General features: G+C 68.4%; 20 protein-coding genes. 10 read left to right on the top strand and 10 right to left on the bottom strand.

Annotated elements, in window-relative coordinates; genetic code table 11:
* Positions 1–109 precede the first annotated feature (109 nt).
* A complete protein-coding gene (locus tag PHLH3_RS28875; protein WP_111260796.1) occupies positions 110–517 on the top strand; it encodes a S4 domain-containing protein in 408 nt (135 codons plus the stop codon).
* Here PHLH3_RS28875 and PHLH3_RS28870 read toward each other — a convergent pair.
* Positions 514–1,305: a phosphatase PAP2 family protein gene (locus tag PHLH3_RS28870; protein ID WP_173178586.1), complete on the bottom strand. Its 792-nt coding sequence runs from the start codon at positions 1,303–1,305 to the stop codon at positions 514–516. The genes PHLH3_RS28875 and PHLH3_RS28870 overlap by 4 nt on opposite strands.
* A 108-nt stretch (positions 1,306–1,413) precedes the next feature.
* Here PHLH3_RS28870 and hslO point away from each other — a divergent pair, with 108 nt between their 5' ends.
* The 3 genes from hslO (at position 1,414) to PHLH3_RS28855 (ending at position 6,444) form a co-directional block, all read left to right on the top strand.
* Entirely contained in the window at positions 1,414–2,307 is an 894-nt protein-coding gene (gene hslO, locus PHLH3_RS28865) for an Hsp33 family molecular chaperone HslO (protein WP_173178587.1), read from the top strand.
* Between the two features lie 420 nt (positions 2,308–2,727).
* Positions 2,728–4,272: a phosphoenolpyruvate carboxykinase gene (locus PHLH3_RS28860; RefSeq protein WP_213627050.1), complete on the top strand. Its 1,545-nt coding sequence runs from the start codon at positions 2,728–2,730 to the stop codon at positions 4,270–4,272.
* Positions 4,273–4,503: 231 nt separating this feature from the next.
* On the top strand, positions 4,504–6,444 hold the full coding sequence (locus tag PHLH3_RS28855) for an ATP-dependent DNA helicase RecQ (protein WP_213627049.1): 1,941 nt from the start codon (positions 4,504–4,506) through the stop codon (positions 6,442–6,444).
* Between the two features lie 33 nt (positions 6,445–6,477).
* Here PHLH3_RS28855 and PHLH3_RS28850 read toward each other — a convergent pair whose 3' ends face one another.
* A complete protein-coding gene (locus tag PHLH3_RS28850; RefSeq protein ID WP_213627047.1) occupies positions 6,478–6,993 on the bottom strand; it encodes a hypothetical protein in 516 nt (171 codons plus the stop codon).
* A gap of 266 nt (positions 6,994–7,259) precedes the next feature.
* Positions 7,260–8,162, bottom strand: a complete 903-nt coding sequence (locus PHLH3_RS28845) for a LysR family transcriptional regulator (protein WP_213627045.1) — start codon at positions 8,160–8,162, stop codon at positions 7,260–7,262.
* Between the two features lie 126 nt (positions 8,163–8,288).
* Between PHLH3_RS28845 and PHLH3_RS28840 the strand changes: the two genes are divergently transcribed.
* The 5 genes from PHLH3_RS28840 (at position 8,289) to sstT (ending at position 14,623) form a co-directional block, all read left to right on the top strand.
* Positions 8,289–9,527 (top strand): 3-hydroxyacyl-CoA dehydrogenase, encoded by a 1,239-nt coding sequence (locus PHLH3_RS28840; protein ID WP_213627043.1) that lies wholly within the window; start codon positions 8,289–8,291, stop codon positions 9,525–9,527.
* An 18-nt stretch (positions 9,528–9,545) separates the two neighbouring features.
* On the top strand, positions 9,546–11,318 hold the full coding sequence (locus PHLH3_RS28835) for an acyl-CoA dehydrogenase C-terminal domain-containing protein (RefSeq protein WP_348529852.1): 1,773 nt from the start codon (positions 9,546–9,548) through the stop codon (positions 11,316–11,318).
* A gap of 116 nt (positions 11,319–11,434) precedes the next feature.
* Positions 11,435–12,598 carry an iron-containing alcohol dehydrogenase gene (locus PHLH3_RS28830; protein ID WP_213627039.1) on the top strand — a complete coding sequence of 388 codons (1,164 nt, stop codon included), beginning with the start codon at positions 11,435–11,437 and terminating at the stop codon, positions 12,596–12,598.
* 23 nt (positions 12,599–12,621) lie between these two features.
* Positions 12,622–13,059 carry a thioesterase family protein gene (locus tag PHLH3_RS28825; RefSeq protein WP_213627037.1) on the top strand — a complete coding sequence of 146 codons (438 nt, stop codon included), beginning with the start codon at positions 12,622–12,624 and terminating at the stop codon, positions 13,057–13,059.
* A 319-nt stretch (positions 13,060–13,378) separates the two neighbouring features.
* Complete coding sequence (sstT, locus tag PHLH3_RS28820) at positions 13,379–14,623, top strand: serine/threonine transporter SstT (protein ID WP_213627035.1); 1,245 nt, start codon at positions 13,379–13,381, stop codon at positions 14,621–14,623.
* 16 nt (positions 14,624–14,639) lie between these two features.
* Here the strand turns inward: sstT and PHLH3_RS28815 are convergent, their stop codons facing one another.
* On the bottom strand, positions 14,640–15,518 hold the full coding sequence (locus PHLH3_RS28815) for a hypothetical protein (RefSeq protein WP_213627033.1): 879 nt from the start codon (positions 15,516–15,518) through the stop codon (positions 14,640–14,642).
* 282 nt (positions 15,519–15,800) lie between these two features.
* Here PHLH3_RS28815 and PHLH3_RS28810 point away from each other — a divergent pair, with 282 nt between their 5' ends.
* A complete protein-coding gene (locus PHLH3_RS28810; RefSeq protein WP_244862954.1) occupies positions 15,801–16,340 on the top strand; it encodes a DUF2087 domain-containing protein in 540 nt (179 codons plus the stop codon).
* Between the two features lie 29 nt (positions 16,341–16,369).
* Here the strand turns inward: PHLH3_RS28810 and PHLH3_RS28805 are convergent, their stop codons facing one another.
* The 6 genes from PHLH3_RS28805 to PHLH3_RS28780 form a co-directional block, all read right to left on the bottom strand.
* A complete protein-coding gene (locus tag PHLH3_RS28805) occupies positions 16,370–16,972 on the bottom strand; it encodes a nucleotidyltransferase family protein (protein WP_244862953.1) in 603 nt (200 codons plus the stop codon).
* Positions 16,973–17,031: 59 nt separating this feature from the next.
* On the bottom strand, positions 17,032–17,430 hold the full coding sequence (locus PHLH3_RS28800; protein WP_173178600.1) for a hypothetical protein: 399 nt from the start codon (positions 17,428–17,430) through the stop codon (positions 17,032–17,034).
* 137 nt (positions 17,431–17,567) lie between these two features.
* Entirely contained in the window at positions 17,568–18,053 is a 486-nt protein-coding gene (locus PHLH3_RS28795; RefSeq protein ID WP_213627029.1) for a YMGG-like glycine zipper-containing protein, read from the bottom strand.
* Between the two features lie 413 nt (positions 18,054–18,466).
* Positions 18,467–20,788, bottom strand: a complete 2,322-nt coding sequence (locus tag PHLH3_RS28790; protein WP_213627027.1) for an FdhF/YdeP family oxidoreductase — start codon at positions 20,786–20,788, stop codon at positions 18,467–18,469.
* A complete protein-coding gene (gene fdhD, locus PHLH3_RS28785; protein WP_213627025.1) occupies positions 20,785–21,630 on the bottom strand; it encodes a formate dehydrogenase accessory sulfurtransferase FdhD in 846 nt (281 codons plus the stop codon). Before fdhD ends, PHLH3_RS28790 begins: the two co-directional genes overlap by 4 nt.
* Before the next feature lie 97 nt (positions 21,631–21,727).
* Positions 21,728–22,615 (bottom strand): LysR family transcriptional regulator, encoded by an 888-nt coding sequence (locus PHLH3_RS28780; RefSeq protein WP_213627023.1) that lies wholly within the window; start codon positions 22,613–22,615, stop codon positions 21,728–21,730.

The following is a 22,615-nucleotide window of genomic DNA, read 5'->3' as shown; positions in this document are numbered from 1 at the left end:
TCGGCATTCTAGTTGCCCCTTGTGACAACTGCATCCGGCCCGGCGTGCGCCCGGGAGGCAAATTTTCAGGTTGCGATCCCGTGCAGCCTGCCAGCATGGAAACCGAGGCATGAGCGACAAAGACGACGACAAGGTGCGCCTGGACAAGTGGCTGTGGGCTGCGCGGTTCTACAAGACCCGCGCGCTGGCCAAGGAGGCCATCGAGGGCGGCAAGGTCCACCACCGGGGTGAGCGCTGCAAGCCGGGCAAGGAGCCACGGATCGGTGACCAGTATGTGATCCGCACCGGCTTCGAGGAGCGCACCGTGGTGGTCCGTGCGCTGTCGGTGGTGCGCCGGGGCGCGCCCGAGGCGCAGACGCTCTACGAGGAGACCGCCGAGAGCATCGCCCGCCGCGAGGAGGCGGCGGCCCTGCGCAAGGCCGGCGCCCTGGGCGTGCAGACCGAGGGCCGGCCGACCAAGAAGCAGCGCCGGCAGATCCACTACCTGCGCGGCGGCTCCGGCGATTTCGAGGGCTAGCGCAGGCGCTTGTCGTCCAGCAGCGCCAGGCGGTTGAGCAAAGGCACGCGGCTGCCCAGGCGCATGGCCGGGCTGGCCAGCCAGGCCAGCACGCGGGCGAGGTGGTCGCCCGCCGGGGTGCACCAGCCCCAGGCCAGCACCAGCAGGGTGATGAACAGGCCGCCGACCAGGTCGTCCGCCAGCCAGTGGGCACCGGCCACCAGGCGCGGCAGCATCATCGCGGTGGCCAGGGCGATCACCGTCACGCGGTTCCAGCCACGGGCGAAGATCGCCATGAACAGGCCCCAGAGCATCAGCACCGAGGCGTGGTCGCCGGGGAAGCTGCGGCTGGAGCGGTCCTTCACCTCGAACACGCTTTCCAGCAGCGGGAAGTGATCGGACAGTTGCATGCCGCCCAGCACCATGGACGGGCTGGCGTGCTGCCAGCCATGGTGCACGGCGATGCGGGTGAAGAGGATGCGCACCGCCACGAGCACCAGCATCAGGGCGATGAAGGTGAACAGCGCGGGGCGCAACTGGTGGCGGCGGAACACCCAGTCCTGGCGGATCAGCAGCGCGAGCATCAGGCCGCCGGCGAGGATGTCGAACAGCCGCGTGCTGCAAAAGGCCCAGAAGCCCATCCACAGCGGGTGGCCTTCCAGGGAGCCGTTGAGGGCCAGGTAGACGGCCCGGTCGGCCTGGTCCCAGAGCGCCCGGGTGGCCGGCGACAGCCAACTGGCGAGCAGCAGCAGGGCGAAGGCGTGCAGGCCGATCAGGGCCGGCCATCGCCAGGAGGCTTGGACACGCATCGGTTTCTCCATAAAATTCCCATCCTCATCTATCGCAGGCCGTGGAAAGGCGCGCTTTATAGTCCGCCGTCATCGTTCTGTCATCTTTCCTTCCCGGGTTCCCTCCTCATGCCGACCTTCGACAATACCCAGCGCTTCCTTTTCGACGACACCGACGTGCGCGGTGAGATGGTCGCCCTGGGCGAGAGCTACGCCCACGTGCTGGCCAAGCACCCCTACCCGGAGCCGGTGGCCCAGCTGCTCGGTGAAATGCTCGCCGCCGCCTCGCTGCTGGTCGGCACCCTGAAGTTCGACGGCCTCCTGGTGCTCCAGGCGCGCTCCTCCGGCGCCGTGCCGCTGCTGATGGTCGAGTGCTCCAGCGATCGCGAGCTGCGCGGCATCGCCCGCTACCACGCCGAGCAGGTGGAGCCGGGTGCCGGCCTGCACGAACTGATGCCCGAGGGCGTGCTGACCCTGACCGTGGACCCCAGGCAGGGCCAGCGCTACCAGGGCATCGTCAGCCTGGAGGGCAGCAACCTGGCCGAGAGCCTGTCCGCCTACTTCGCCAACTCCGAACAGCTGCCGACCCGCTTCTGGCTCAACGCCGATGGCCGCAACGCCCGGGGCCTCCTGCTCCAAGCACTGCCGGCGGACCGCCTGAAGGACCCGGAAGCCCGTGCCGCCAGCTGGCAGCACCTGACCACCCTGGCCGACACCCTCACCGCCGAGGAACTGCTGGGCCTGGACAACGAAACCGTGCTGCACCGCCTCTACCACGAGGAGCAGGTGCGCCTGTTCGACCCGCGCCCCATCAGCTTCCGCTGCAGCTGCTCGCGCCAGCGCTCGGCCAACGCCCTGGTCAGCCTGGGCCGCACCGACGCCGAAGCCCTGCTGGACGAGAACGGCGGCACAGTGGTCATCGACTGCCAGTTCTGCAACCAGCGCTACAGCTTCGACGCCGCCGACGTGGCGCAACTGTTCGCCGGTGGCGGCAGCGCGGCGCCGTCCAGCACAAAACACTGACGGGCGAAGCTCGAAGCTCGAAGCCGGAAGTGGCACGACGCCTTCTTCAGGCTTCCAGCTATCTCGTCCAACTAATAAGTCTCCTACCTATTTGTAGTGTTTCGTAGCGCAGCCCGGGCCTGTGGATATCTCCGCAAGCGCCCGCCTGGCCTCGTTTTCTCGCGTGGCGTTCCGAGGGTGACCGGCATTGCCGACTCGGTCATTTCCAGCGACGAACCCGCTTGAAAAGCGCTCGCCAGAGTCGCGGCTCCCGGTGCCCGGTCTGACTGAAACCCCCGTATCGTCTGCCTTACGTCCAGTCATCTCGCCTAAGCCATAGTTCCTCTGGCATAATCCGGCGCACTTTTTTCGCTGTAGCGGGTCGCATGACCCACTACATATTTGATTGGAGGACTCGGCCTCTCGCCGACGGGGAACCACATGACGCAAGCCAATACCGCCGTGTACACCGATATCAGCGCCGCGCAACTGGTCGAAGAGGCCATCCGCCGTGGCGAGGGTGAGCTGGCCGCCAACGGTTCGCTGGTAGTTAGGACCGGTCACCGCACCGGCCGTTCTCCGGCCGACCGCTTCATCGTCCAGGAGCCGACCACCGAATCCAAGATCGCCTGGGGCGCCATCAACCGTCCCTTCCCGGCGGACAAGTTCGATGCCCTGTGGGACCGCGTCGAAGCCTATGTGACCGAGCGCGAGCGTTTCGTTTCCCACGTGCACGTCGGCTCCGACCCCGAGCATTACCTGGCGGTCAAGATGACCACCGAGACCGCCTGGCACAACCTGTTCGGCCGCTGCCTGTTCATCAACCCCGAGCAGTACAACCCGCAGGCCCGCCAGGAATGGCAGATCATCAACGCCCCGAACTTCGTCTGCGAGCCGGAGCGTGACGGCACCAACTCCGATGGCTGCGTGATCCTCAACTTCGCCGCCAGGAAAGTGCTGATCGCCGGCATGCGTTACGCCGGTGAAATGAAGAAGGCCATGTTCTCCGTGCAGAACTTCCTGCTGCCGGAAAAAGACGTGCTGCCGATGCACTGCGCCGCCAACGTCGGCGAAGACGGCGACACCACCCTGTTCTTCGGCCTGTCCGGCACCGGCAAGACCACCCTGTCCGCCGACGAAAGCCGTTACCTGATCGGTGACGACGAGCACGGCTGGGGCGTGGGCACCGTGTTCAACATCGAAGGCGGCTGCTACGCCAAGTGCATCGACCTGTCCGAGAAGAACGAGCCGGTGATCTGGAAAGCCATCCAGTTCGGCGCCGTCCTGGAAAACGTCGTGCTGAATCCGGAAACCCGCCTGCCCGACTACAGCGACGACAGCCTGACCCAGAACTCCCGTGCGGCCTACCCGCTGGAGCTGGTCGAGAAGCGCGTCGAGGCCAACCGTGCCGGCGAGCCGAACGCCGTGATCTTCCTGACCTGCGACCTGACCGGCGTACTGCCGCCCGTGTCGATCCTCAACAACGAGCAGGCTGCCTACCACTTCCTGTCCGGCTACACCGCCCTGGTGGGTTCCACCGAGATGGGTTCCGGCGGCGGCATCAAGTCGACCTTCTCCACCTGCTTCGGCGCGCCCTTCTTCCCACGCCCGGCCGGCGAGTACGCCGAGCTGCTGATCAAGCGCATCAAGGGCTTCGGCTCCAAGGTGTACCTGGTCAACACCGGCTGGACCGGTGGTGGCTACGGCGTCGGCAAGCGCTTCAACATCCCCACCACCCGTGGCGTGATCGCGGCCATCCAGAGCGGCGCTCTGATCGGTGCCGAGACCGAGCACCTGCCGCTGATCAACCTGGACGTGCCGAAGGCCGTTCCGGGCGTCGAGACCAACCTGCTCAACCCGCGCAACACCTGGGCTGACAAGGCTGCCTACGACGAAGCCGCCAAGGGCCTGGCCGAGAAGTTCATCGAGAATTTCAAGAAGTTCGACGTCTCCGACGCCATCCGCAACGCCGGCCCGCAGCTGTAAGCGAGCCCGTTGTAGAAGAAGCCGCCTCCGGGCGGCTTTTTCATTGCTCGCCGTGCGACGCCCGCGTTCGCGGTGCCTGAGCCGGGCGCTGATGCTGGGAACGGATCATGATGGGTTTCGCTGCGCTCTACGCCATCCTACGGACATACAGGGCGGCGCCTTGCCCTGTCGCGGCGCTGTTGCGTTGCGCTTCGGGCCATGATCGACGGCCCCTTTCGACGGAGTGAAGCCATGCCTCGCAACACCCTCGCCGCCACCTTCGGCTACGACGCCTTCCGCCCCGGCCAGGAGGCGGCGATCCGCTCGGTGCTGGCCGGCCGCTCGACGGCGGCGATCTTTCCCACCGGCTCCGGCAAGTCGCTGTGCTACCAGCTCCCGGCGCTGCACCTGCCGCACCTGACCCTGGTGGTCTCGCCGCTGCTGGCACTGATGCAGGACCAGCTGGCCTTTCTCCATCGCCACGGCATCGCCGCCGCCAGCATCGACTCCGCGCAGAGCCGCGAGGAGGCCGCCGAGGTCATGGCGCGGGCGCGCTCGGGCGAGCTGAAGATCCTCATGATCTCGGTGGAGCGCCTGAAGAACGAGCGCTTCCGGGGTTTCATCCAGCAGGTGCCGATCTCCCTGCTGGTGGTGGACGAGGCGCACTGCATCTCCGAGTGGGGCCACAACTTCCGTCCCGACTACCTCAAGCTGCCGGACTACCAGCGCCAGTTCGGCATTCCCCAGGTGCTGCTGCTGACCGCCACGGCGACACCGGCGGTGATTGCCGACATGCAGAAGAAGTTCGCCATCGCCCTAGAGGACGTGGTCACCACCGGCTTCTACCGCAGCAACCTCGACCTCGCCGTCGAGGCGGTGCCCGGGCCGGCCCGCATGGCGCGCCTGGTGGACTGGCTGACCCCGCGCAAGGGCCAGCCGGGCATCGTCTACGTCACCTTGCAGAAGACCGCCGAGCAGGTGGCCGAGGTGCTGGTGCGCAGCGGCCTGTCCGCCGCCGCCTACCACGCCGGTATGGGCCATGAGGCCCGTGAGGCGCTGCAGCGGCGGTTCATGGCCGGGCAGGTGGACATGATCGTCGCGACCATCGCCTTCGGCATGGGCATCGACAAGAGCGACGTGCGCAACCTGGTGCACTACGACCTGCCCAAGTCGGTGGAAAACTACAGCCAGGAGATCGGCCGCGCCGGGCGTGATGGCGCTCGCTCCGAGTGCCTGGTACTGGCCAATCGCGATGGGCTCAACGTGCTGGAGAACTTCGTCTACGGCGACACGCCGGAGCGCGACGGCATCCTCCGCGTGCTGCAGGAACTCAGGGGCGCGGTTGGGGAGGGCGGGCGCTGGGAGCTGACCCTCAACGCGCTGTCGGACCAGAGCAACATCCGCCAGCTGCCGCTGAAGACCCTGCTGGTGCAATTGGAGCTGCGCGGCATCATCGCCCCGCTGTTCGCCTACTTCGCCGAATACCGCTTCAAGTACCTCGTGGAGCCCGAGGCGCTGGTGGCCCGGTTCGAGGGCGAGCGGCGCCGGTTCGTCGAGGCGCTGGTGGCCACCTCGCAACGGGCACGGACCTGGAGCACGGTGGACTTCGACCGCTTGTGGAACGAACACCAGGCCGAGCGTGCGCGGGTGGTCAAGGCCCTGGATTTCTTCCAGGAGCGCGGCTGGATCGAACTGGAAAGCAAGCAGATGACCGAGGTCTACGCCTCGCTGCGCAGCGACTGGAACACCGACGCCCTGGCGGATGAACTGCACGGCTACTTCAAGCGCCAGGAGGCCAGCGAGATCGGCCGCATCAACGCGATGCTCGACCTGTTCGCCAGCGACACCTGCCTCAGCCAGCGCCTGGCCGGCTACTTCGGGGACCACCAGGCACCCGCACGGTGCGGTCACTGCTCGGTGTGCCGTGGCCAGGTGGCACGCCTGCCCGAGCCGGCGGCGCTACCCGCGCTGGAGGGGAAGGATTTCGCCGCGCTGTGCGAAGCATTCCGCCAGCGCCAGCACGAATACGACGGCCGCGATGCGGGGGCGGAGAGCCTCACCCGTTTCCTCTGCGGCATCGCCACGCCGTTCTTCACCCGCTTGAAGGCCCGCAACCTGCCGGGCTTCGCGGCGCTGGAGGACTACCCCTACGCCCAGGTGCGCGACTGGGTCAGCCGCCAGCTCGACCTGTAGCCCGGGATTCACCATGGCCTGCCTGCAGCCTCGTCAGGCCACCAGGGCCCGGTCACTGAAGCTGGGCTGTTGCACGGCCTGGTAGGTGGAGATGGCCTGGTTGGCCAGTCGCGGCGTCACCAGGCCCAGATCGGGCTGGGTGAAGGCCTGTTGGTTGCCATCCAGCTGCAGACGCTGACGAGCGATGAAGTCCCCGGAAAGCGGGTTGTCGGGGTTCAGGTCATCGGTCTGCTGGGCTTCGATGTAGTCGGCGATCCGCTGCTGCTGGAGCTGTTGCTGCTGCAGCCGGGCTGTCTCGGCGGCGTTCTCGCGGATCTGCTGGGCCTGTTCCTCCCGCAACGCCTGTGCCCGTTCCCGGGCCAGCTGCCGGTTCTCCTCGAACTGCTGCTGGGCTTCTTCCCGGGCGATACGCGCCCGCTCGTTCCGGGTGTCGATGGCGTTCTGGGTGGTGACGCCGGGCTGGGCGGTGATCGCCAGCGGGTCGTTGGTCCGCGGCAGCGGGGTATTGGTGAACAGGGTCGGTCCTGTCGGTGTGATTGCGATAGCCATTGGGTTCTCCCTGGTTTTTCGGCCTGGGAGCTTCAGTCTAAGGGCAGGAGAAGCCCTCTTTTAGGTCGATCGCGCATAAGGCTCGTGACTCGATCGTCTAGCACTTTTTCCGCCTCCTTCTGTCCCGCCGCTTCGCTGCGCGCGCTCCCGTCGCGCTTGCATCGCCCGAGCCATGGGCGTTGCGAGTGATCCGTGCTGGAGGCGGCCGCTGGCAGCTGGGTACGCACGTGCAGGAAACGCCTCTTCTACCGTTCGTCGGTCGAGGCTCAGCCGGGCTCGCCCAATTCGAGGATCTGCCCGATCAGCCACTGCAGCGCCGCGTCCCGTTCCCGTGCCTGCACGCTGACCACATCCAGGTGGAAGGGCCCCACGGCGAAGGGCAGCTCGTGCAGCTCCAGCGGTAGCAGGCGGGCGAAGTAGTGGGCCAGTTGCGTGGGCAGCACGGCCACCAGGTCGCTGCCGGCGACGATGTGGGCCGCCTGCAGGTAGTTGGGCGTGGTGTAGAGGATCTGCCGGCTCAGGCCACGCTCGGCGAGCCACAGGTCGACCATGCCTTTGGTCTGGCCGCCATGCACCCAGAGGTGGCGTAGCCTGAGGAAGCCCTCCAGGTCCGGCTGGCCTTGCAGCAGCGGGTGGTCGCGGCGCGCGGTCAGGCGCAGGGTCTCGCTCATCCAGCGGCGGCTGGCGAAGCGCGGCGCAATGCCCTGGAAGCGCCCCAGCACCAGGTCCAGCTCGCCCTTGTCCAGCGCCTCGGCGGGCAGGCTGGGGCTGAGGTGGCTGATGGCGATCTGCACGCCGGGCGCCAGCACCGCGAGGCGCTCCAGCAGGCGGGTCATGCAGATCAGCTCCACGTAGTCGGTCACGGCGATGCTGAAACGCTGGCGGCTGCGTGCCGGGTCGAAGGCCTCGCCGGCGACGAGGCTCTGCTCGATCTGCGCCAGGGCGGTACGGATCGGGCCCTCCAGTGCCAGCGCCCGGGGCGTCGGCTGCATGCTGCGGCCCACGCGCACCAGCAGCGGGTCGCCGAGCAGCTCGCGCAGGCGGTTGAGCGCGTTGCTCACCGCCGGCTGGCTGAGGGACAGGCGCTCGGCGGCACGGGAGACATTGCGCTCGCGTAGCAGGGCGTCGAGCACACGCAACAGGTTGAGATCGAACGTGGAGATATTCACCGTGGGAATACGACCTATCACAAGACTAAATTTCAAAAATAGTACCGGCTTCCTTAAGGTGTCTGGCGATTTTCGTATCCCCGCGCGCAGGCCCGAGCCACCGCAGAACAACAAGAGGACGATCCGATGACCCAGAGCCCCCACGACATTCGACAAGCCGCCGTGATCGGCGCCGGCACCATGGGCCGAGGCATCGTCATGAGCCTGGCCAATGCCGGCGTGCAGGTGCTGTGGCTGGACAACAACCCGCAGATGCTGGTGCAGGCCCTGGGCGTGGTCGCCGACACCTATGCCCACAACGTGCGCCAGGGGCGCATCGACGAGGCCCAGGCGGCCGCGCGTCGCGCCTGCATCACCCAGGTGAGCGACTATGACGCCCTGGCCGACGTCGACCTGGTGATCGAGGCGGTGTACGAGAACCTCGAGCTCAAGCAGCAGATCTTCCGTGAGCTGGACGCCCGGCTGAAGCCCTCGGCCATCCTCGCCAGCAACACCTCGGCGCTGGACATCGACGCCATCGCCGCCGTCACCGGGCGCCCCGAGCGGGTCCTCGGCCTGCACTTCTTCAGCCCGGCGCACATCATGAAGCTGCTGGAGATCGTGCGTGGCGCCAGGACCGCCAGGCCGGTGCTGGACGCGGCCCTGGAGCTGGGCAAGCGCATGGGCAAGGTCAGCGTCATCGCCGGCAACTGCGACGGCTTCATCGGCAATCGCATGCTCCATACCTATGTACGCGAGGCGCGGATGATGCTGCTCGAAGGCGCCTATCCGCATCAGGTCGACGCCGCCCTGCAAGGCTTCGGCTTCGCCATGGGCCCGTTCCGCATGTACGACGTGGTCGGCATCGACCTCGAATGGCGTGCCCGCGAACTGGCCGGCAAGGGCCAGGACGACCCGGCGGTGCAGGTGGACAACCGCCTCTGCGCCCTCGGCCGCTTCGGCCAGAAGTCGCGCATGGGCTACTACCGCTACGCCGAAGGCAGCCGCCAGGCCGAGCACGACCCGGAAGTGGATGCCCTGGTGCTGCAGGTATCCGAGCAGCTCGGCTTCGAGCGTCGCGGCATCGGCCAGGAGGAAATCCTCGAGCGCTGCCTGCTGGCGCTGGTCAACGAAGGCGCGAAGATCCTCGAAGAAGGCATCGCCGCCTCCAGTGCCGACATCGACACCGTCTACCTCAACGGCTACGGCTTCCCCGCCGACAAGGGCGGCCCCATGAGCTGGGCCGATGGCCAGGGCCTGGAGCTCATCCGCGAGCGCCTGGAATACCTCGCCGGCCGCCACGGCCTGCACTGGCAGCCCGCTGCCCTGATCCAGCGCCTGGCCGCCGAAGGCCGCCGCTTCGCCGATTTCCAAGAGGAAGCCTGAGATGAGCTACACCGCCCCCTGCGCGACATGCGTTTCGTACTCCATGAAGTCTTCGACGTCGCCGGCCACTGCGAACTGCTGGGCAATGGCCTGGACCGCGAGCTGATCGACGGCGTGCTGGAAGAAGGCGCGCGCTACGCCGGCGAGGTCATCGCCCCGCTGAACCGCACCAGCGACGAAGAAGGCGTGACCCTCGAGGGCGGCGCCGTGACCACCCCCACGGGCTTCCGCGAGGCCTACAAGCAGTACTGCGACAACGGCTGGGCCAGCATGACCGGCCCGGTGGAGCATGGCGGCCAGGGCTTCCCGCAGATGGTCGCCGCCAGTTTCCACGAGATGCTGATGGCCGCCAGCCTGTCCTTCCGCGTCTATTCCGGCCTCACCGAAGGCGCCGTGCTGGCGCTCTACAAGCACGGCAGCGAGGCGCTCAAGCAGGCCTACCTGGACAAGATGGTCGGCGGCACCTGGACCGGCACCATGTGCCTCACCGAGCCCCAGGCCGGCACCGACCTGGCGCTGCTGCGCAGCCGCGCCGAGCCCCAGGCGGACGGCAGCTACAAGGTCAGCGGCAGCAAGATCTTCATCAGCGGTGGCGAGCAGGACTTCTCGGACAACATCGTCCACCTGGTCCTGGCGCGCCTGCCCGATGCCCCGGCCGGGGTGAAGGGCATCTCGCTGTTCCTGGTGCCCAAGTTCATCGCCAACGCCGATGGCACGCCGGGTGCGCGCAACGCCCTGTCCTGCGGGGCCATCGAGCACAAGATGGGCATCAAGGGCGCGGCCACCTGCGTGATGAACTTCGACGGGGCCACCGGCTGGCTGATCGGCGAGGCCAACCAGGGCCTGGCCTGCATGTTCACCATGATGAACGACGCGCGCTTCCAGGTCGGCCTGCAAGGCCTGGGCATCGCCGAGCGCGCCTTCCAGGGGGCGCTTTCCTATGCCCGCGAGCGCCTGCAATCCCGCGCGCTGACCGGGGCCGCCGAACCCGACAAGGCCGCCGACCCGATCATCCATCACCCCGACGTGCGGCGCATGCTGCTGACCCAGAAGACCCTGGTGGAAGGCAGCCGCATGCTCGCCGCCTATTGCGGGCGCCAGCTGGACCTGGAGCACGGCCACCCCGACGCGGCCGCGCGCAAGGCCGCCGGCAAGCGCGCGGCGTTGTTGATCCCCATCGTCAAATCCTTCTTCACCGACATGGGCCAGGAAGTGGCCAGCCTCGGCGTGCAGGTGTACGGCGGGCATGGCTACATCCGCGAATGGGGCATGGAGCAACTGATGCGCGACAGCCGCATCACGCAGATCTACGAAGGCACCAACGGCATCCAGGCGCTGGACCTGATCCGCCGCAAGCTGATGGGCGACGGCGGCGCCGAACTCCATGCGCTGCAGGACGAGCTGGCCGCCATGGCCGAAGCCCAGGCCGGCCGTAGCGAACTGGCGGAACTGGCCGGTGCCGTGCTGGCGCGCCTCAAGGAATGGCGCGACCTCACCGCCACCGTGCTCGACCGCGCGCGCCACGACCCCCAGGAAATCGGCGCCTGCTCGGTGGACTTCCTCCAGTACTCGTCCTATGTGTTGTTGGCCGGGCTCTGGCTGCAGGCCGCCGCCCGCGCCCAGGACGCCCTGGAGGGCGGCACCGGCGAGGCGGACTTCTACCAGGCCAAGCTGCACAGCGCGCGCTTCTACGTGCGCCGCCTGCTGCCCCGCGCCAGCGGCCACCGCGAGTCGCTGCTCGGCGGCGCGGATTGCCTGATGGCCCTGCCGGAGGCGCATTTCGCGTTCTGAGTGCAACCCCGCGCTCGCGAGGTGACGGGAGCCTTCCTGCCACCTCGCGAGCGCAGGGCCCCGGCAAAGAGGCTTCACTCAACGGATCACGCCGCACCACAACAAGAGGCCACCCCATGCAGCCCTTCAGCTTTGCCACCACCGCGCAGATCCTCTGCGAATCCGGCTCGGCCCTGCGCCTGGCCGAGCTGTGCCGCGAGCGCGATGCCCACCGCGTGCTGATCGTCACCGACCCGGGCATCACCCGCCTGAACATGCTCGACCCGATCCTCCCGGGCTTCGCCGCCGCCGGCGTGGCGGTGGAGATCTTCGACCAGGTGCAGGCCGACCCGCCGGAAGCGGTGGTGCTGCAGGCGGTGGAACAGGCGAAGGCCTTGCGCGCCGAGCTGGTGATCGGCTTCGGCGGCGGCAGCTCCATGGACGTGGCCAAGCTGGTGGCGCTGCTGGCCCATCCCGAGTGCAGGCAGGGGCTCAAGGACCTCTACGGCGTCGGCAATGCCCGGGGCCGACGCCTGCCGCTGATCCAGGTGCCGACCACCGCCGGCACCGGCTCGGAAGTCACCCAGATCGCCATCATCACCACCGGCGAAACCACCAAGATGGGCGTGGTCTCCCCGCTGCTGCTGCCGGACCTGGCGGTACTCGACGCCGACCTCACCCTCGGCCTGCCCGCCGCGGTGACCGCCGCCACCGGCATCGACGCCATGGTCCATGCCATCGAGTCCTACACCAGCCGGCACAAGAAGAACCCCATGTCCGACCTGCTCGGCCGCGAGGCGCTGCGCCTGCTCTGCGCCAACCTCGACGAGGCGGTGCACAACGGCCGCAACCGCGAGGCGCGCCAGGCCATGCTGCTGGGCGCCTGCCTCGCCGGCCAGGCCTTCGCCAACGCCCCGGTGGCGGCGGTGCACGCCCTGGCCTATCCGCTAGGCGGGCACTACCACATCCCCCACGGCCTCTCCAACGCGCTGGTGCTCCCCCATGTACTGGGCTTCAACGCCGAGGTCGCCGCGCCGCTCTACGCCGAACTGGCGCCGCTGGTGCTGGGCCGCAAGCTGCAGCCGGGCAACGACCTGCACCTCACCGAGCAACTGATCTTCGAGCTGGCCGACTTCAGCGAGCGCAGCGGCCTGCCCACGCGCCTGCGCGATGCTGGCGTCGCCTGCGCGATGCTGCCGCAGCTGGCGAAGGACGCCATGTTGCAACAGCGCCTGCTGGTGAATAATCCGCGCGAAGTCAGCGAGCGCGACGCGCTGGCGATCTACCAAGCGGCGTACTGAGCCCATCCGAACCAGGGAACCCCATGAGCCAACCCCAGCACCTGCGCAGCGACTACCGCCACTTCCAGCCGATCACCACCCGCTGGCACGACAACGACGTCTATGGGCACGTGAACAACGTCGTCTACTACGGCTTCTTCGACAGCGCGGTGAACACCTACCTGATCGAAGTGGGCGGCCTGGACATCCACGACGGCGAGGTCGTCGGCTTCGTGGTCAGCTCCTCCTGCGACTACTTCGCCTCCATCGCCTTCCCCGATCGCATCGAGGTGGGCCTGCGCGTCGGCAAGCTGGGCAACAGCTCGGTGCAGTACGAACTGGCCATCTTCAAGGCCGGCGAAGACGAGGCCTGCGCCGCCGGCCGCTTCGTCCACGTCTTCGTCGACCGCGCCAGCAACCGCCCCGTGCCGATACCCGAGCGGCTGCGCGCGGCCCTGGCGGAACTCGTCGTCGCGGGTTGATCGCGGCGTCGGCAAGACCGCTCCCGGGCTGAAGCCCGGGCTACGGTTCATTCCCATGCGCGGTTCGCGGGCCGGTTTTTTCACCAGATCGACCCCGAACAGCCGGAATGGCGACATCGGCGGGGTGCGCTGACCGGTCGCTCTACCCTAAATGGGCTTCTGCCCGCAGAATGCGCGGCAAATCCGCTGCGCTTCCACTGACTGCAGGGCGACAGACCCTGCGGCCTGGCGAGTATTTCCGTTTCGGCCGGGCCGGGGTGGTGCAGCGGGGCATCTTGGGTATCGGCCGTGTCCACGGCCCCTGTTCAGTGAATCTGCCATGTCTTCGGAAAAACGCTCCACCCTCCAGCGCCTCAAGGGCACCAGCCTGGTGACGCGCATCCTCATCGGCCTCGTGGCCGGTGTGCTGCTGGCCATGCTCAAGCCCGAAGCGGCTGCGGCCGTGGGCCTGCTCGGCACCCTGTTCGTCACCGCCCTGAAGGCCGTGGCACCGGTGCTGGTGTTCGTCCTGGTGATCGCCGCCATCGGCAACCACAAGCCGGGCGAGCGCACGCACATCCGCCCGATCCTGCTGCTCTACCTGATCGGCACCTTCTCCGCCGCGGTGGTGGCGGTGCTGGCCTCCAGCCTGTTCCCGTCCACCCTGCACCTGAGCGCGGCGGCCACTGAGCTGGCGCCGCCCGGCAATATCTCCGAGGTGCTGCTGAGCCTGCTCTCCAGCGCCGTGGCCAACCCGGTCAAGGCGCTGATGGAGGCCAACTTCATCGGCATCCTGGTCTGGGCCGTGGGCCTGGGCATCGCCATCCGCCAGGGCAGCGAGACCACCCGCGCGGTATTCAGCGACCTGTCCCATGGTGTGTCGCTGATCGTGCGCGTGGTGATCGCCTTCGCCCCGCTGGGCATCTTCGGCCTGGTGGCTTCGACCCTGGCGGAGAACGGCCTGAAGGTGCTGGCGGACTACGCCCACCTGCTGGCGGTGCTGATCGGCTGCATGCTGTTCGTGGCCTTCGTGGTGAACCCGCTGATCGTCTACTGGAAGATCCGCCGCAACCCTTATCCGCTGGTGCTGACCTGCCTGCGCGAGAGCGGCATCACGGCCTTCTTCACCCGCAGTTCGGCGGCCAACATCCCGGTGAACCTGCAGTTGTGCGAAAAGCTCGGCCTGCACGAGGACACCTACTCGGTGTCGATCCCCCTGGGCGCGACCATCAACATGGCCGGCGCGGCGATCACCATCACGGTGCTGACCCTGGCGGCGGTGAAGACCCTGGGCATTGCCGTGGACATCCCCACCGCCATCCTGCTCAGCGTGGTGGCGTCCATCTGCGCCTGTGGCGCCTCCGGTGTGGCCGGCGGCTCGCTGCTGCTGATCCCGCTGGCCTGCAGCCTGTTCGGCATTCCCAGCGAGGTGGCAATGCAGGTGGTTGCAGTGGGCTTCATCATCGGCATCCTCCAGGACGCCGCCGAGACCGCGCTGAACTCCTCCACCGACGTGCTGTTCACCGCCGCGGCCTGCATCGCCAGCGGGGATGTCGACGAGCCGGGCGAAGCGCACATCGGCTGATAGCCCGGGCGCACGCCTAGGGCGTGTCGCCCGTCCTGGCGGTGGCGGGTTCGGCGAACCCCTCGCCGCCGTCCGGTAGCCGGCCCGGCAGGTCGGAGTCCAGCTCGATGACCCGCCGCCCGGCCATCCCCGCCTTGTCGATCAGGTGGCCGTGATGGCGCAGGAACAGGGCCTGGAAGGTGCCGTCCGCGCGGATCATCTCGAAGCCTTCGGCAAAGCGCCGTTCCAGCACCCGGTTGTCGTGGGCGAAGGTGAAGTACACCGGCATCGGGTATTTCAGCGCCAGGTGCTGCTCCACCACCAGGTCCGGCAGCGCGAGGCGGTTGGCGTCCACCTCGGCCCAGGCTTCGCTGAGGCCACGGTGGAAGTAGTCGAAGCGGCGCTGTTCGAGCATCGGCAGCAGGTTGCCGGGGTTGGCCATGCCCAGCACCGGCAGGTGGTTGCGGGCGAACAGCGGGAAATCGCTCCATTGGCTGCCGAAGCCACCGGTCATGCGGCGCAGGCCTTCGAGTTCGTCGATGCGCGCGAAGTCGGCCTGGCGGTCCTTGCGGATGATCAGCACGCGGTAGCCGAGCAGGCCCTGGTGCATGTCGATGGGCAGCATGCGGAAGTCGGCCAGGCGTTCGCGGTTCGGTGGCACGTAGGCGAGGTCCACCTGGCCGGCCTTGAGCATCGCCAGGCAACGTTCCTGGGATGGGTCCGGTGCGTTGCTGGGGGCGATGCTGGCCGCGCCGTAGCGCTCGGCGGTGCGGGCGAGGATGAGGTTCGCCAGCTCTATGCGGTAGGCGTAGGTGACGGGGTTCTGCTGGCAGACACGCAGTTGCTGCCCGGCGAAGGCGGCCGGGAGCAGGGTGAAGAGGCAGAGCAAAGGTGCGGCGTATCGGATGAAGCCCATGGCGTTTCCACGGCGACCGGCGTGCATGCGCCAGCAGGGTAATGGCAGAAGATTACAGTCTTCTCAGACGCTTCGCCCGGTAGCTGTTGAGCTACTCGACACCCAGAGCTATTCTGGCGCGCGGTCGGCAGTTCACCCAGGCGTCACCGGTGCCCATTCGGGCAGCTAAACCTGCCACGAGCCCCAGGCTCACCCTCGACCGACACTCGTCCCGTGCCGCGTCGGAACCCGGCGACCCCCGACATCCTCGTCCGAGGACTTGGCACACACGAGGAACGAACTGTGTCCAAGACGCTTATCCCTTTCGCCACCCATGACATGTCCGCGCTCGCCCGCTCGCTGGTCCGCCAGCTGGAGGGACGCGAGCGGCCGCCGGGCCATGTGGAGATGCTCAACCTGCTTGCCCGTGCCCGGGGCTTTCGCAGCTTCCAGGCGCTGCGCGCGAGCCAGGTCGCCGAGCGCCAGCTGGCCGAGGTGCCCGCCGGCGATGCGGTGGACTACGTGCTGGTCCGCCGCCTGCTGCGCTACTTCGACGAGCAGGGCCGCCTGCATGCCTGGCCGGGCAAGCACAGCCACCGGCGCCCCTGCCTGTGGATGACCTGGATGGCGCTGCCGCCACGCATCGCGATGAGCGAGCGCGAGGTCGACGGCCATATCCGCGCGGCTGCGAGCCTGGGTGACCACGTGTTGTTGCGGCGCGAGATGGTCGATGCCGGCTGGCTGGTGCGCACGCCCGACGGGCGCGAGTACCGTCGCGTGGAGCTGCGCCCGGAGCCGCTGGCGATGGCCCTGCGCGAGCAGTTGGGCAGGCGTTCGGCCTGATGCACCCGGCGCGCAGGGAGGCGCGCCCTTCAGGCGTCGTCGAAGTGGCTGCTATGCAGCAGGCAGCCCAGGGGCGCCGTGTCCACCTGCAGGCGCGGCCAGCGTTGCAGCCAGCCTTTTTCCCGCAGACGTTCGCTGAAAGCTTCCTGGCGTGGGTGCAGGGGGTTGGGGGTGACGCGCAGGTCGAGCAGGCCGGACTGGATGAAGGGCGTGATAATCTCGATGCCGCCGCCCGGGCGCAGGCGCACGCCGATGGCGGTCTGCACTTCGGGCCAGTGGCTCATGGCGTCGCGGCTGTCGCGGTAGGGGTCGTCGCCGTTGCGCAGGTGCATGCGCGCCTGGTTCTTCACCGACCAGGGCAGGTGCCCGGTCATGCCGCGCAGGGTGTGCTCGATGCGCAGGTCGGTCTCGGGGTCGAGGTCATCGGGGTCGAAGTGGATGAGGTCGAGATCGGCGAGCGGCGTGGTGTCGCGGTAGCCGTGCAGCCGGTCCCAGGCCAGGTTGCGCACGAAGCCGGCGGCCAGCCAGGCATCGCGCAGGCCCAGGCTGGCGACGCAACGCAGGGCCAGCAGGCGCTGGCCGTCGCCGCGCAGCCAGCGTTGCAGGTGGGGCAGGGGATTCTCGTAAGCCACTGGCAGCACCGGCCCCCGCAGCGTGCAACGCGGAGGCTGGGCGTGTGGCTCCATGATGCTCAATCGCGGTGCCTGTGCTTGCGGTGCTTCTTGCCACCGCTGTCCTTGTCCAGCTCGCTGGCGATGGCGCCACCGGCCGCGCCGCCCAGGCCCGCACCGATGGTCGAGCCGGTGCTGCCGCCGAGCTTGCCGCCCACCACCGAGCCGCCGGCGGCACCCAAGCCGCCGCCCAGCGCGGCGCCGGTCTTGTTGCCGTCACGCGCGGTGATCACGCCGCCGGCGGCACCGCCGAGGCCGGCACCGATGGCGGCGCCGGTGCTGCCACCGATGGATTGGCCGACCACGTTGCCCAGCGCACCGCCGATGCCGCCGCCGAGGGCGTTCTTGGTGGTTTCGCCGGCGACCACGGCTTGGGTCGCGAGCAGGCTCAGGGCCAGGGCGGGAAGAGTGAGGCGCATCGGGTGTTTCTCCAGGCAAGGTGACGAGGGCCGCTCGCCTGCGTGGCAAGTGGCCCTCGAACAGAAAGAGGCTGAGAGTGTTACGGGAGTTCTGTGAGGGGATGCGATCGGCCGGGATTGGCGACTAACGGTCGCGATCAGTCATCCCAGTCATGGTGGTGGCGGTGCTTGTGCTTGCGGTGACCCCAGCCATGGCCGCGGCCATGTTCGTGGCGATCGCCACGGCGGTCGTAGTAACGACGATCGTCACGGTCGTCGTCGCGGCTCTCGTTGCCCATGTAGTTGCCCAGCGCACCACCGGCACCGCCGCCGGCTGCGGCGCCGATCAGGCTGCCGGTGTCGCCGCCGACCTGGCGGCCGATGACGTTGCCGCCGGCTGCGCCCAGAGCGCCACCGAGGGCCGCTTCGGTGCGGCTGCGCCGGTCGGCGCCGACCGCGCTACCCGCTGCACCGCCGACGCCGGCACCGATGGCCGCGCCGGTGTTGCCACCGATGGATTGACCGACGGCCGCGCCCAGTACCCCGCCCAGCGCGCCACCCACCCCGGCTTCGGTGGTGCCGCCCGCGAAGGCGCCGCCACTGGCGAGGCAGAAAGACAGAAGGAGGATCGAGGAGTGCTTCATGGAGAGGAGAGCCTCTGTGGTTTGGACGAGGCGATAGTTGCGAGCGGAGCGGCGCCGTACAAGCGTCTCCCGACGAATTGCACAGGGTTCTTCACAATCTCTAAATAATTGTTTTTGCTGGAGAACTTTGGCTGTTTCGGCGGTGTCAGAGGCCTATTCCAGCACTGCGTTTCGGCCCTTTTCCAGGCCATTTCCTGATGGCATTGCGCCTTGTCTTTGCGCCCCCTGCAGTGGGGGTGATTCCGCTTTTCCCCAGCCTTTCGATGCGCATGATCGATGCACCCTGTTTGTGTCGTTCGCACCGTTTCCATCGCGTGCCTGGACCTGTGCGCGGGCGCGGAGGGGGCAGGTACGCGCGGCACACCCTGCGGGAGGCTCCGTGCCCGCCGTAGGGTGCGATGCGTGCCGAACGGTCAGAGAATGCGCCCGCTTTCCTGCGCCGGCTGGAGGCGCACGGCGATGAACTTGGAGGTGGGTGTGTGGCTGCCGACGCCGAAGCTGTCCAGGGGCACCAGGGGGTTGGTTTCCGGGTAGTAGGCGGCGGCCTGGCCGGCGGGGATGTCGAAGGCGAGCAGGGTGAAGCCTTCGACCTTGCGCTCGATGCCGTCGTCCCAGAGCGAGACCATGTCCACCTTCTGCCCGCTCTGGTAGCCCAGGCGCTGGATGTCGGCCTCGTTGGCGAACACCACTTGGCGCTGGCCGCGCACGCCGCGGTAGCGGTCGTCGAGGCCGTAGATGGTGGTGTTGTACTGGTCGTGGGAGCGCAGGGTCTGGAGGATCAGGTCGGGCTTGAGGCCGCTGGCGCGGATGCGTTCGTGGATCAGGGTTTCCGGCAGCGGGTTGGCCTTGAAGTTGGCGCGGCCGCTGGCGGTCTTCCAGGTGCGGGCACCGGCCGAGTTGCCCAGGTAGAAGCCGCCCGGGTGCTGCACGCGCTGGTTGAAGTCGGCGAAGCCGGGGATGGTGTCGGCGATCAGCTCACGGATGCGGTCGTAGTTGGCGATCATCGCGTCCCAGTCCACCGGGTGGTTGCCCAGGGTGGCCTTGGCGATGCCGGCGACGATGGCCGGCTCCGAGCGCATTTCGCGGGACAGCGGCTCCAGCTGGCCGTTGGAGGCGTGGATCATGCTGAAGGAGTCTTCCACCGTCACCGCCTGCGGGCCGTGGGCCTGGTGGTCGATGTCGGTACGGCCGAGGCAGGGCAGGATCAGTGCGTCGCGGCCGACGGTGAGGTGGCTGCGATTGAGCTTGGTGCTGATCTGCACGGTGAGGTCGCAGTTCATCAGCGCCTGGTGGGTGCGCGGGCTGTCCGGGGTCGCCTGGGCGAAGTTGCCGCCCAGGCCGATGAAGACGCGGGCCTGGCCGTCGAGCATGGCGTTGATGGCTTCCACGGTGTTGTGGCCGTTCTCGCGGGGCACCTTGAACTGGAAGCGCTTCTCCAGCGCGTCGAGCAGGGCCGCCGGCGGGCGGTCGTTGATGCCCATGGTGCGGTCGCCCTGCACGTTGCTGTGGCCGCGCACCGGGCACAGGCCGGCGCCGGGGCGGCCGAGGTTGCCGCGCAGCAGTTGCAGGTTGACGATTTCCTGGATGGTCGGCACCGAATGGTGGTGCTGGGTGATGCCCATGGCCCAGCAGATGATGACCCGCTCGGCGCGGCGGTACATGCGCGCGGCCTGCTCGATCTCGGCGAGGGTGAGGCCGGACTGGCGCTCGATGTGGTCCCAGTTGGTGGCGTCCAGCTCGGCCAGGTAGGCGTCGACGCCGTCGGTGTGTTCGGCGATGAAGGTGTGGTCGAACACCGCCGGCTGGCCTGCGGCCTGGGCCTCGCGCTCCCACTGCAGGAGGAACTTGGCGATGCCGCGCATGGCGGCCATGTCGCCGCCCAGGGCCGGGCGGAAGAATGCGGTGTTCAGCGGGGCGGAGCCGTTGGTGAGCATCTCCAGGGCGTGCTGGGGATGCTGGAAGCGTTCCAGGCCGCGCTCCTTGAGCGGGTTGAAGGCGACCACCTGGGCGCCGCGCTTCACCGCCTCGCGCAGCGGTTCGAGCATGCGCGGGTGGTTGGTGCCGGGGTTCTGGCCGAGGACGAAGATGGCGTCGGCGTGCTCGAAGTCGGCGAAGGTCACGCTGCCCTTGCCGACGCCCACGCTCTGGCCGAGGGCGACGCCGCTGGCCTCGTGGCACATGTTCGAGCAGTCGGGGAAGTTGTTGGTGCCGTAGGCGCGGACGAACAGCTGGTAGAGGTAGGCAGCTTCGTTGCTGGCGCGGCCGGAGGTGTAGAACTCGGCCTGGTTCGGGTCGGGCAGGCGCTTGAGGTGGCTGGCGACCAGGGCGAAAGCGTCGTCCCAGCTGACCGGCAGGTAGTGGTCGCTGGCGGCGTCGTAGCGCATCGGCTGGGTCAGGCGGCCCTGGTATTCGAGCCAGTAGTCGCTCTGCTCGCGGAGCTGGCTGACGCTGTAGCGGGCGAAGAAGGCGGCGTCGACGCGGCGCTTGGTGGCTTCCCAGTTGACCGCCTTGGCGCCGTTCTCGCAGAACTTGATGCGGCCGTCTTCGGGGGAGTCGCCCCAGGCGCAGCCGGGGCAGTCGAAGCCGCCGTTCTGGTTGGTCTTGAGCAGGGCGCGCAGGTTCTTGAACGGCTGCTTACTGTCCAGCCAGAAGTGAGCGACGCTCTTCAGCGCGCCCCAGCCGGCGGCGGCGCCGTTGTAGGGCTTGTAGCGGGGATGCACGGGTTGCAGGCTCATGGCTGTACTTCTTCTGTCCGGGGCGCCGGGCTGTAGACCCGGGGCGCGCTGTGATGGGGCAGGTGGATCAGGTTCAGGTTGTGCCGGCGCGCCCACTGCACGGTGAGTGCCGTGGGGGCCGAGAGGCTGACCAGGGTGCCGAGGCCGGCACGCACCGCCTTGTGGATGAGTTCCAGGCTGCAGCGGCTGGTGACCACGGCGAAACCGGCACGCGGGTCGAGCTTGTGCCGCAGGACGGCGCCGATGAGTTTGTCGAGGGCGTTGTGGCGGCCGATGTCTTCGCGGCACAGCGCCAGTGCGCCGCTGGCGTCGACGAAGAGCGCGGCGTGCAGGGCGCCGCTGCGGCGCGCGAGGTCCTGCTTGGCGGCGATGCGCTGGCGCAGGTCGGCCAGGTGCTCCGGCGGGGGCAGCGGCTGTGGCTGCAGCACGGCGAGGGTGGGCAGGGCCTGCTCCAGGGCCTCCACGCCGCAAAGGCCGCAGCCGGTGGTGCCGGCCAGTTGGCGGCGCTGGTCCTTCAGGGCCCAGAAGGCGCGGTTGGCGATTTCCACCTCGGCTTGGCGGGCGTCGTCGCAGCCCCCGAGGCGGGTGTCATAGATGTCATCGATCGAATCGACGATACCGGCGCTGAGGCTGAAGCCCGCTATGAAGTCTTCCAGATCGGCGGGCGAGACCATCATCACCGCGTGGCTGATGCCGTTGTAGGCGATGGCCAGGGCGCATTCCTCGGCCAGCAGGCCCTCGCCGGTCGTGGCTGCGCCGCCCAGTTCGGCATAGGCATAGCCCCGCGCCTGGGTCACGGGCTCGGTGTCGTTGAGAGGGGAGGTGGATAGCTGGCGTGGCACGGGTGGCGCCCCTGCGACGGATTGACACAGGCAGCCTAGGCGTTGGTGGCGGGGTCCGTCTAATCGCTATTGCCGATACTGTGATCGACAGTGTCTATCAGGCTGGGAAAAACAGCCGGCGGGCCTCTTCGAAGCAGGCATCCGCCAGTGCGGAGCGGGGTTGGCCGCGGCGCTGGATGAGCCCCAGCGGGGCCAGGGTGTGGGCGTGCTCGATGGGCAGCAGCGCGAGGTGTTCGGTGAGTTCGTCGAGGCCGCTGGCGAGCGGCATGATGGCGCAGCACAGGCCGACGTTGACCGCCTGCAGCAGCTGGTGCACGGCGTCGGTCTCCAGGCGCGGCTGCGGCGCCAGGCCCCGGCTGCGGAAGCCGTGGTCGATCGATTGGCGGAAGTGCATGCCGGCCGAGAGCAGGCCCAGGGGCAGGCCGGCGAGGGCCTCCCAGGTCAGTTGCGGGGCGTCGAAGGCGAAGTGGCGGCGGTCGTGCAGCAGGCCCATGCGGGTGTCGGCGACTTCCAGGCTGTCGAAGTGTTCGCGATCGAGGCGGTCCAGGTAGGAGAGGCCGAGGTCGAGCTGGTTGCGTGCCAGGCGCTCGAGGATCTGCTCGGAGCTGAGGGCGAACAACTGGAAGCGCAGGTCGGGATGCTGCCCGGCGAAGGCCTGGACCAGGCGCATGGGGTCGTAGCCGGCCAGGGGCACCACGCCCAGGCGCAGGGTGCCGACCAGGTGGCCGCGGCAGGCGGCCGCCTCGGCGTGCAGGCCGTCATGGGCGGCGAGCAGGGTGCGCGCCCAGGCGAGCACGCGCTGGCCGGCATCGGTGAAGCCTTCGAAGCGCTGGCCGCGCTGCACCAGTTCCAGGCCCAGCTCCTCTTCCAGGCTGCGCAGTCGCATGGACAGGGTGGGCTGGGTGACGTGGCAGCGCGCGGCGGCCTGGCCGAAGTGGCGGGTCTCGTCGAGGGCGACGAGGAACTTGAGCTGCTTGATGTCCAT

It is taken from the genome of Pseudomonas sp. Pc102 (assembly GCF_018408275.1).
In the GTDB taxonomy this organism is placed as follows: Bacteria; Pseudomonadota; Gammaproteobacteria; order Pseudomonadales; family Pseudomonadaceae; genus Metapseudomonas; species Metapseudomonas tohonis.
This window is presented reverse-complemented; position numbering and strand designations above follow the sequence as displayed.

Excerpts from the sequence above, each read along its gene's own strand:
- PHLH3_RS28875 (WP_111260796.1), top strand. The coding sequence starts at position 110 with ATGAGCGACAAAGACGACGACAAGGTGCGCCTGGACAAGTGGCTGTGG.
- PHLH3_RS28870 (WP_173178586.1), bottom strand. The coding sequence starts at position 1,305 with ATGCGTGTCCAAGCCTCCTGGCGATGGCCGGCCCTGATCGGCCTGCAC.
- hslO (WP_173178587.1), top strand. The coding sequence starts at position 1,414 with ATGCCGACCTTCGACAATACCCAGCGCTTCCTTTTCGACGACACCGAC.
- PHLH3_RS28860 (WP_213627050.1), top strand. The coding sequence starts at position 2,728 with ATGACGCAAGCCAATACCGCCGTGTACACCGATATCAGCGCCGCGCAA.
- PHLH3_RS28855 (WP_213627049.1), top strand. The coding sequence starts at position 4,504 with ATGCCTCGCAACACCCTCGCCGCCACCTTCGGCTACGACGCCTTCCGC.
- PHLH3_RS28850 (WP_213627047.1), bottom strand. The coding sequence starts at position 6,993 with ATGGCTATCGCAATCACACCGACAGGACCGACCCTGTTCACCAATACC.
- PHLH3_RS28840 (WP_213627043.1), top strand. The coding sequence starts at position 8,289 with ATGACCCAGAGCCCCCACGACATTCGACAAGCCGCCGTGATCGGCGCC.
- PHLH3_RS28830 (WP_213627039.1), top strand. The coding sequence starts at position 11,435 with ATGCAGCCCTTCAGCTTTGCCACCACCGCGCAGATCCTCTGCGAATCC.
- PHLH3_RS28825 (WP_213627037.1), top strand. The coding sequence starts at position 12,622 with ATGAGCCAACCCCAGCACCTGCGCAGCGACTACCGCCACTTCCAGCCG.
- sstT (WP_213627035.1), top strand. The coding sequence starts at position 13,379 with ATGTCTTCGGAAAAACGCTCCACCCTCCAGCGCCTCAAGGGCACCAGC.
- PHLH3_RS28815 (WP_213627033.1), bottom strand. The coding sequence starts at position 15,518 with ATGGGCTTCATCCGATACGCCGCACCTTTGCTCTGCCTCTTCACCCTG.
- PHLH3_RS28800 (WP_173178600.1), bottom strand. The coding sequence starts at position 17,430 with ATGCGCCTCACTCTTCCCGCCCTGGCCCTGAGCCTGCTCGCGACCCAA.
- PHLH3_RS28795 (WP_213627029.1), bottom strand. The coding sequence starts at position 18,053 with ATGAAGCACTCCTCGATCCTCCTTCTGTCTTTCTGCCTCGCCAGTGGC.
- PHLH3_RS28790 (WP_213627027.1), bottom strand. The coding sequence starts at position 20,788 with ATGAGCCTGCAACCCGTGCATCCCCGCTACAAGCCCTACAACGGCGCC.
- PHLH3_RS28780 (WP_213627023.1), bottom strand. The coding sequence starts at position 22,615 with ATGGACATCAAGCAGCTCAAGTTCCTCGTCGCCCTCGACGAGACCCGC.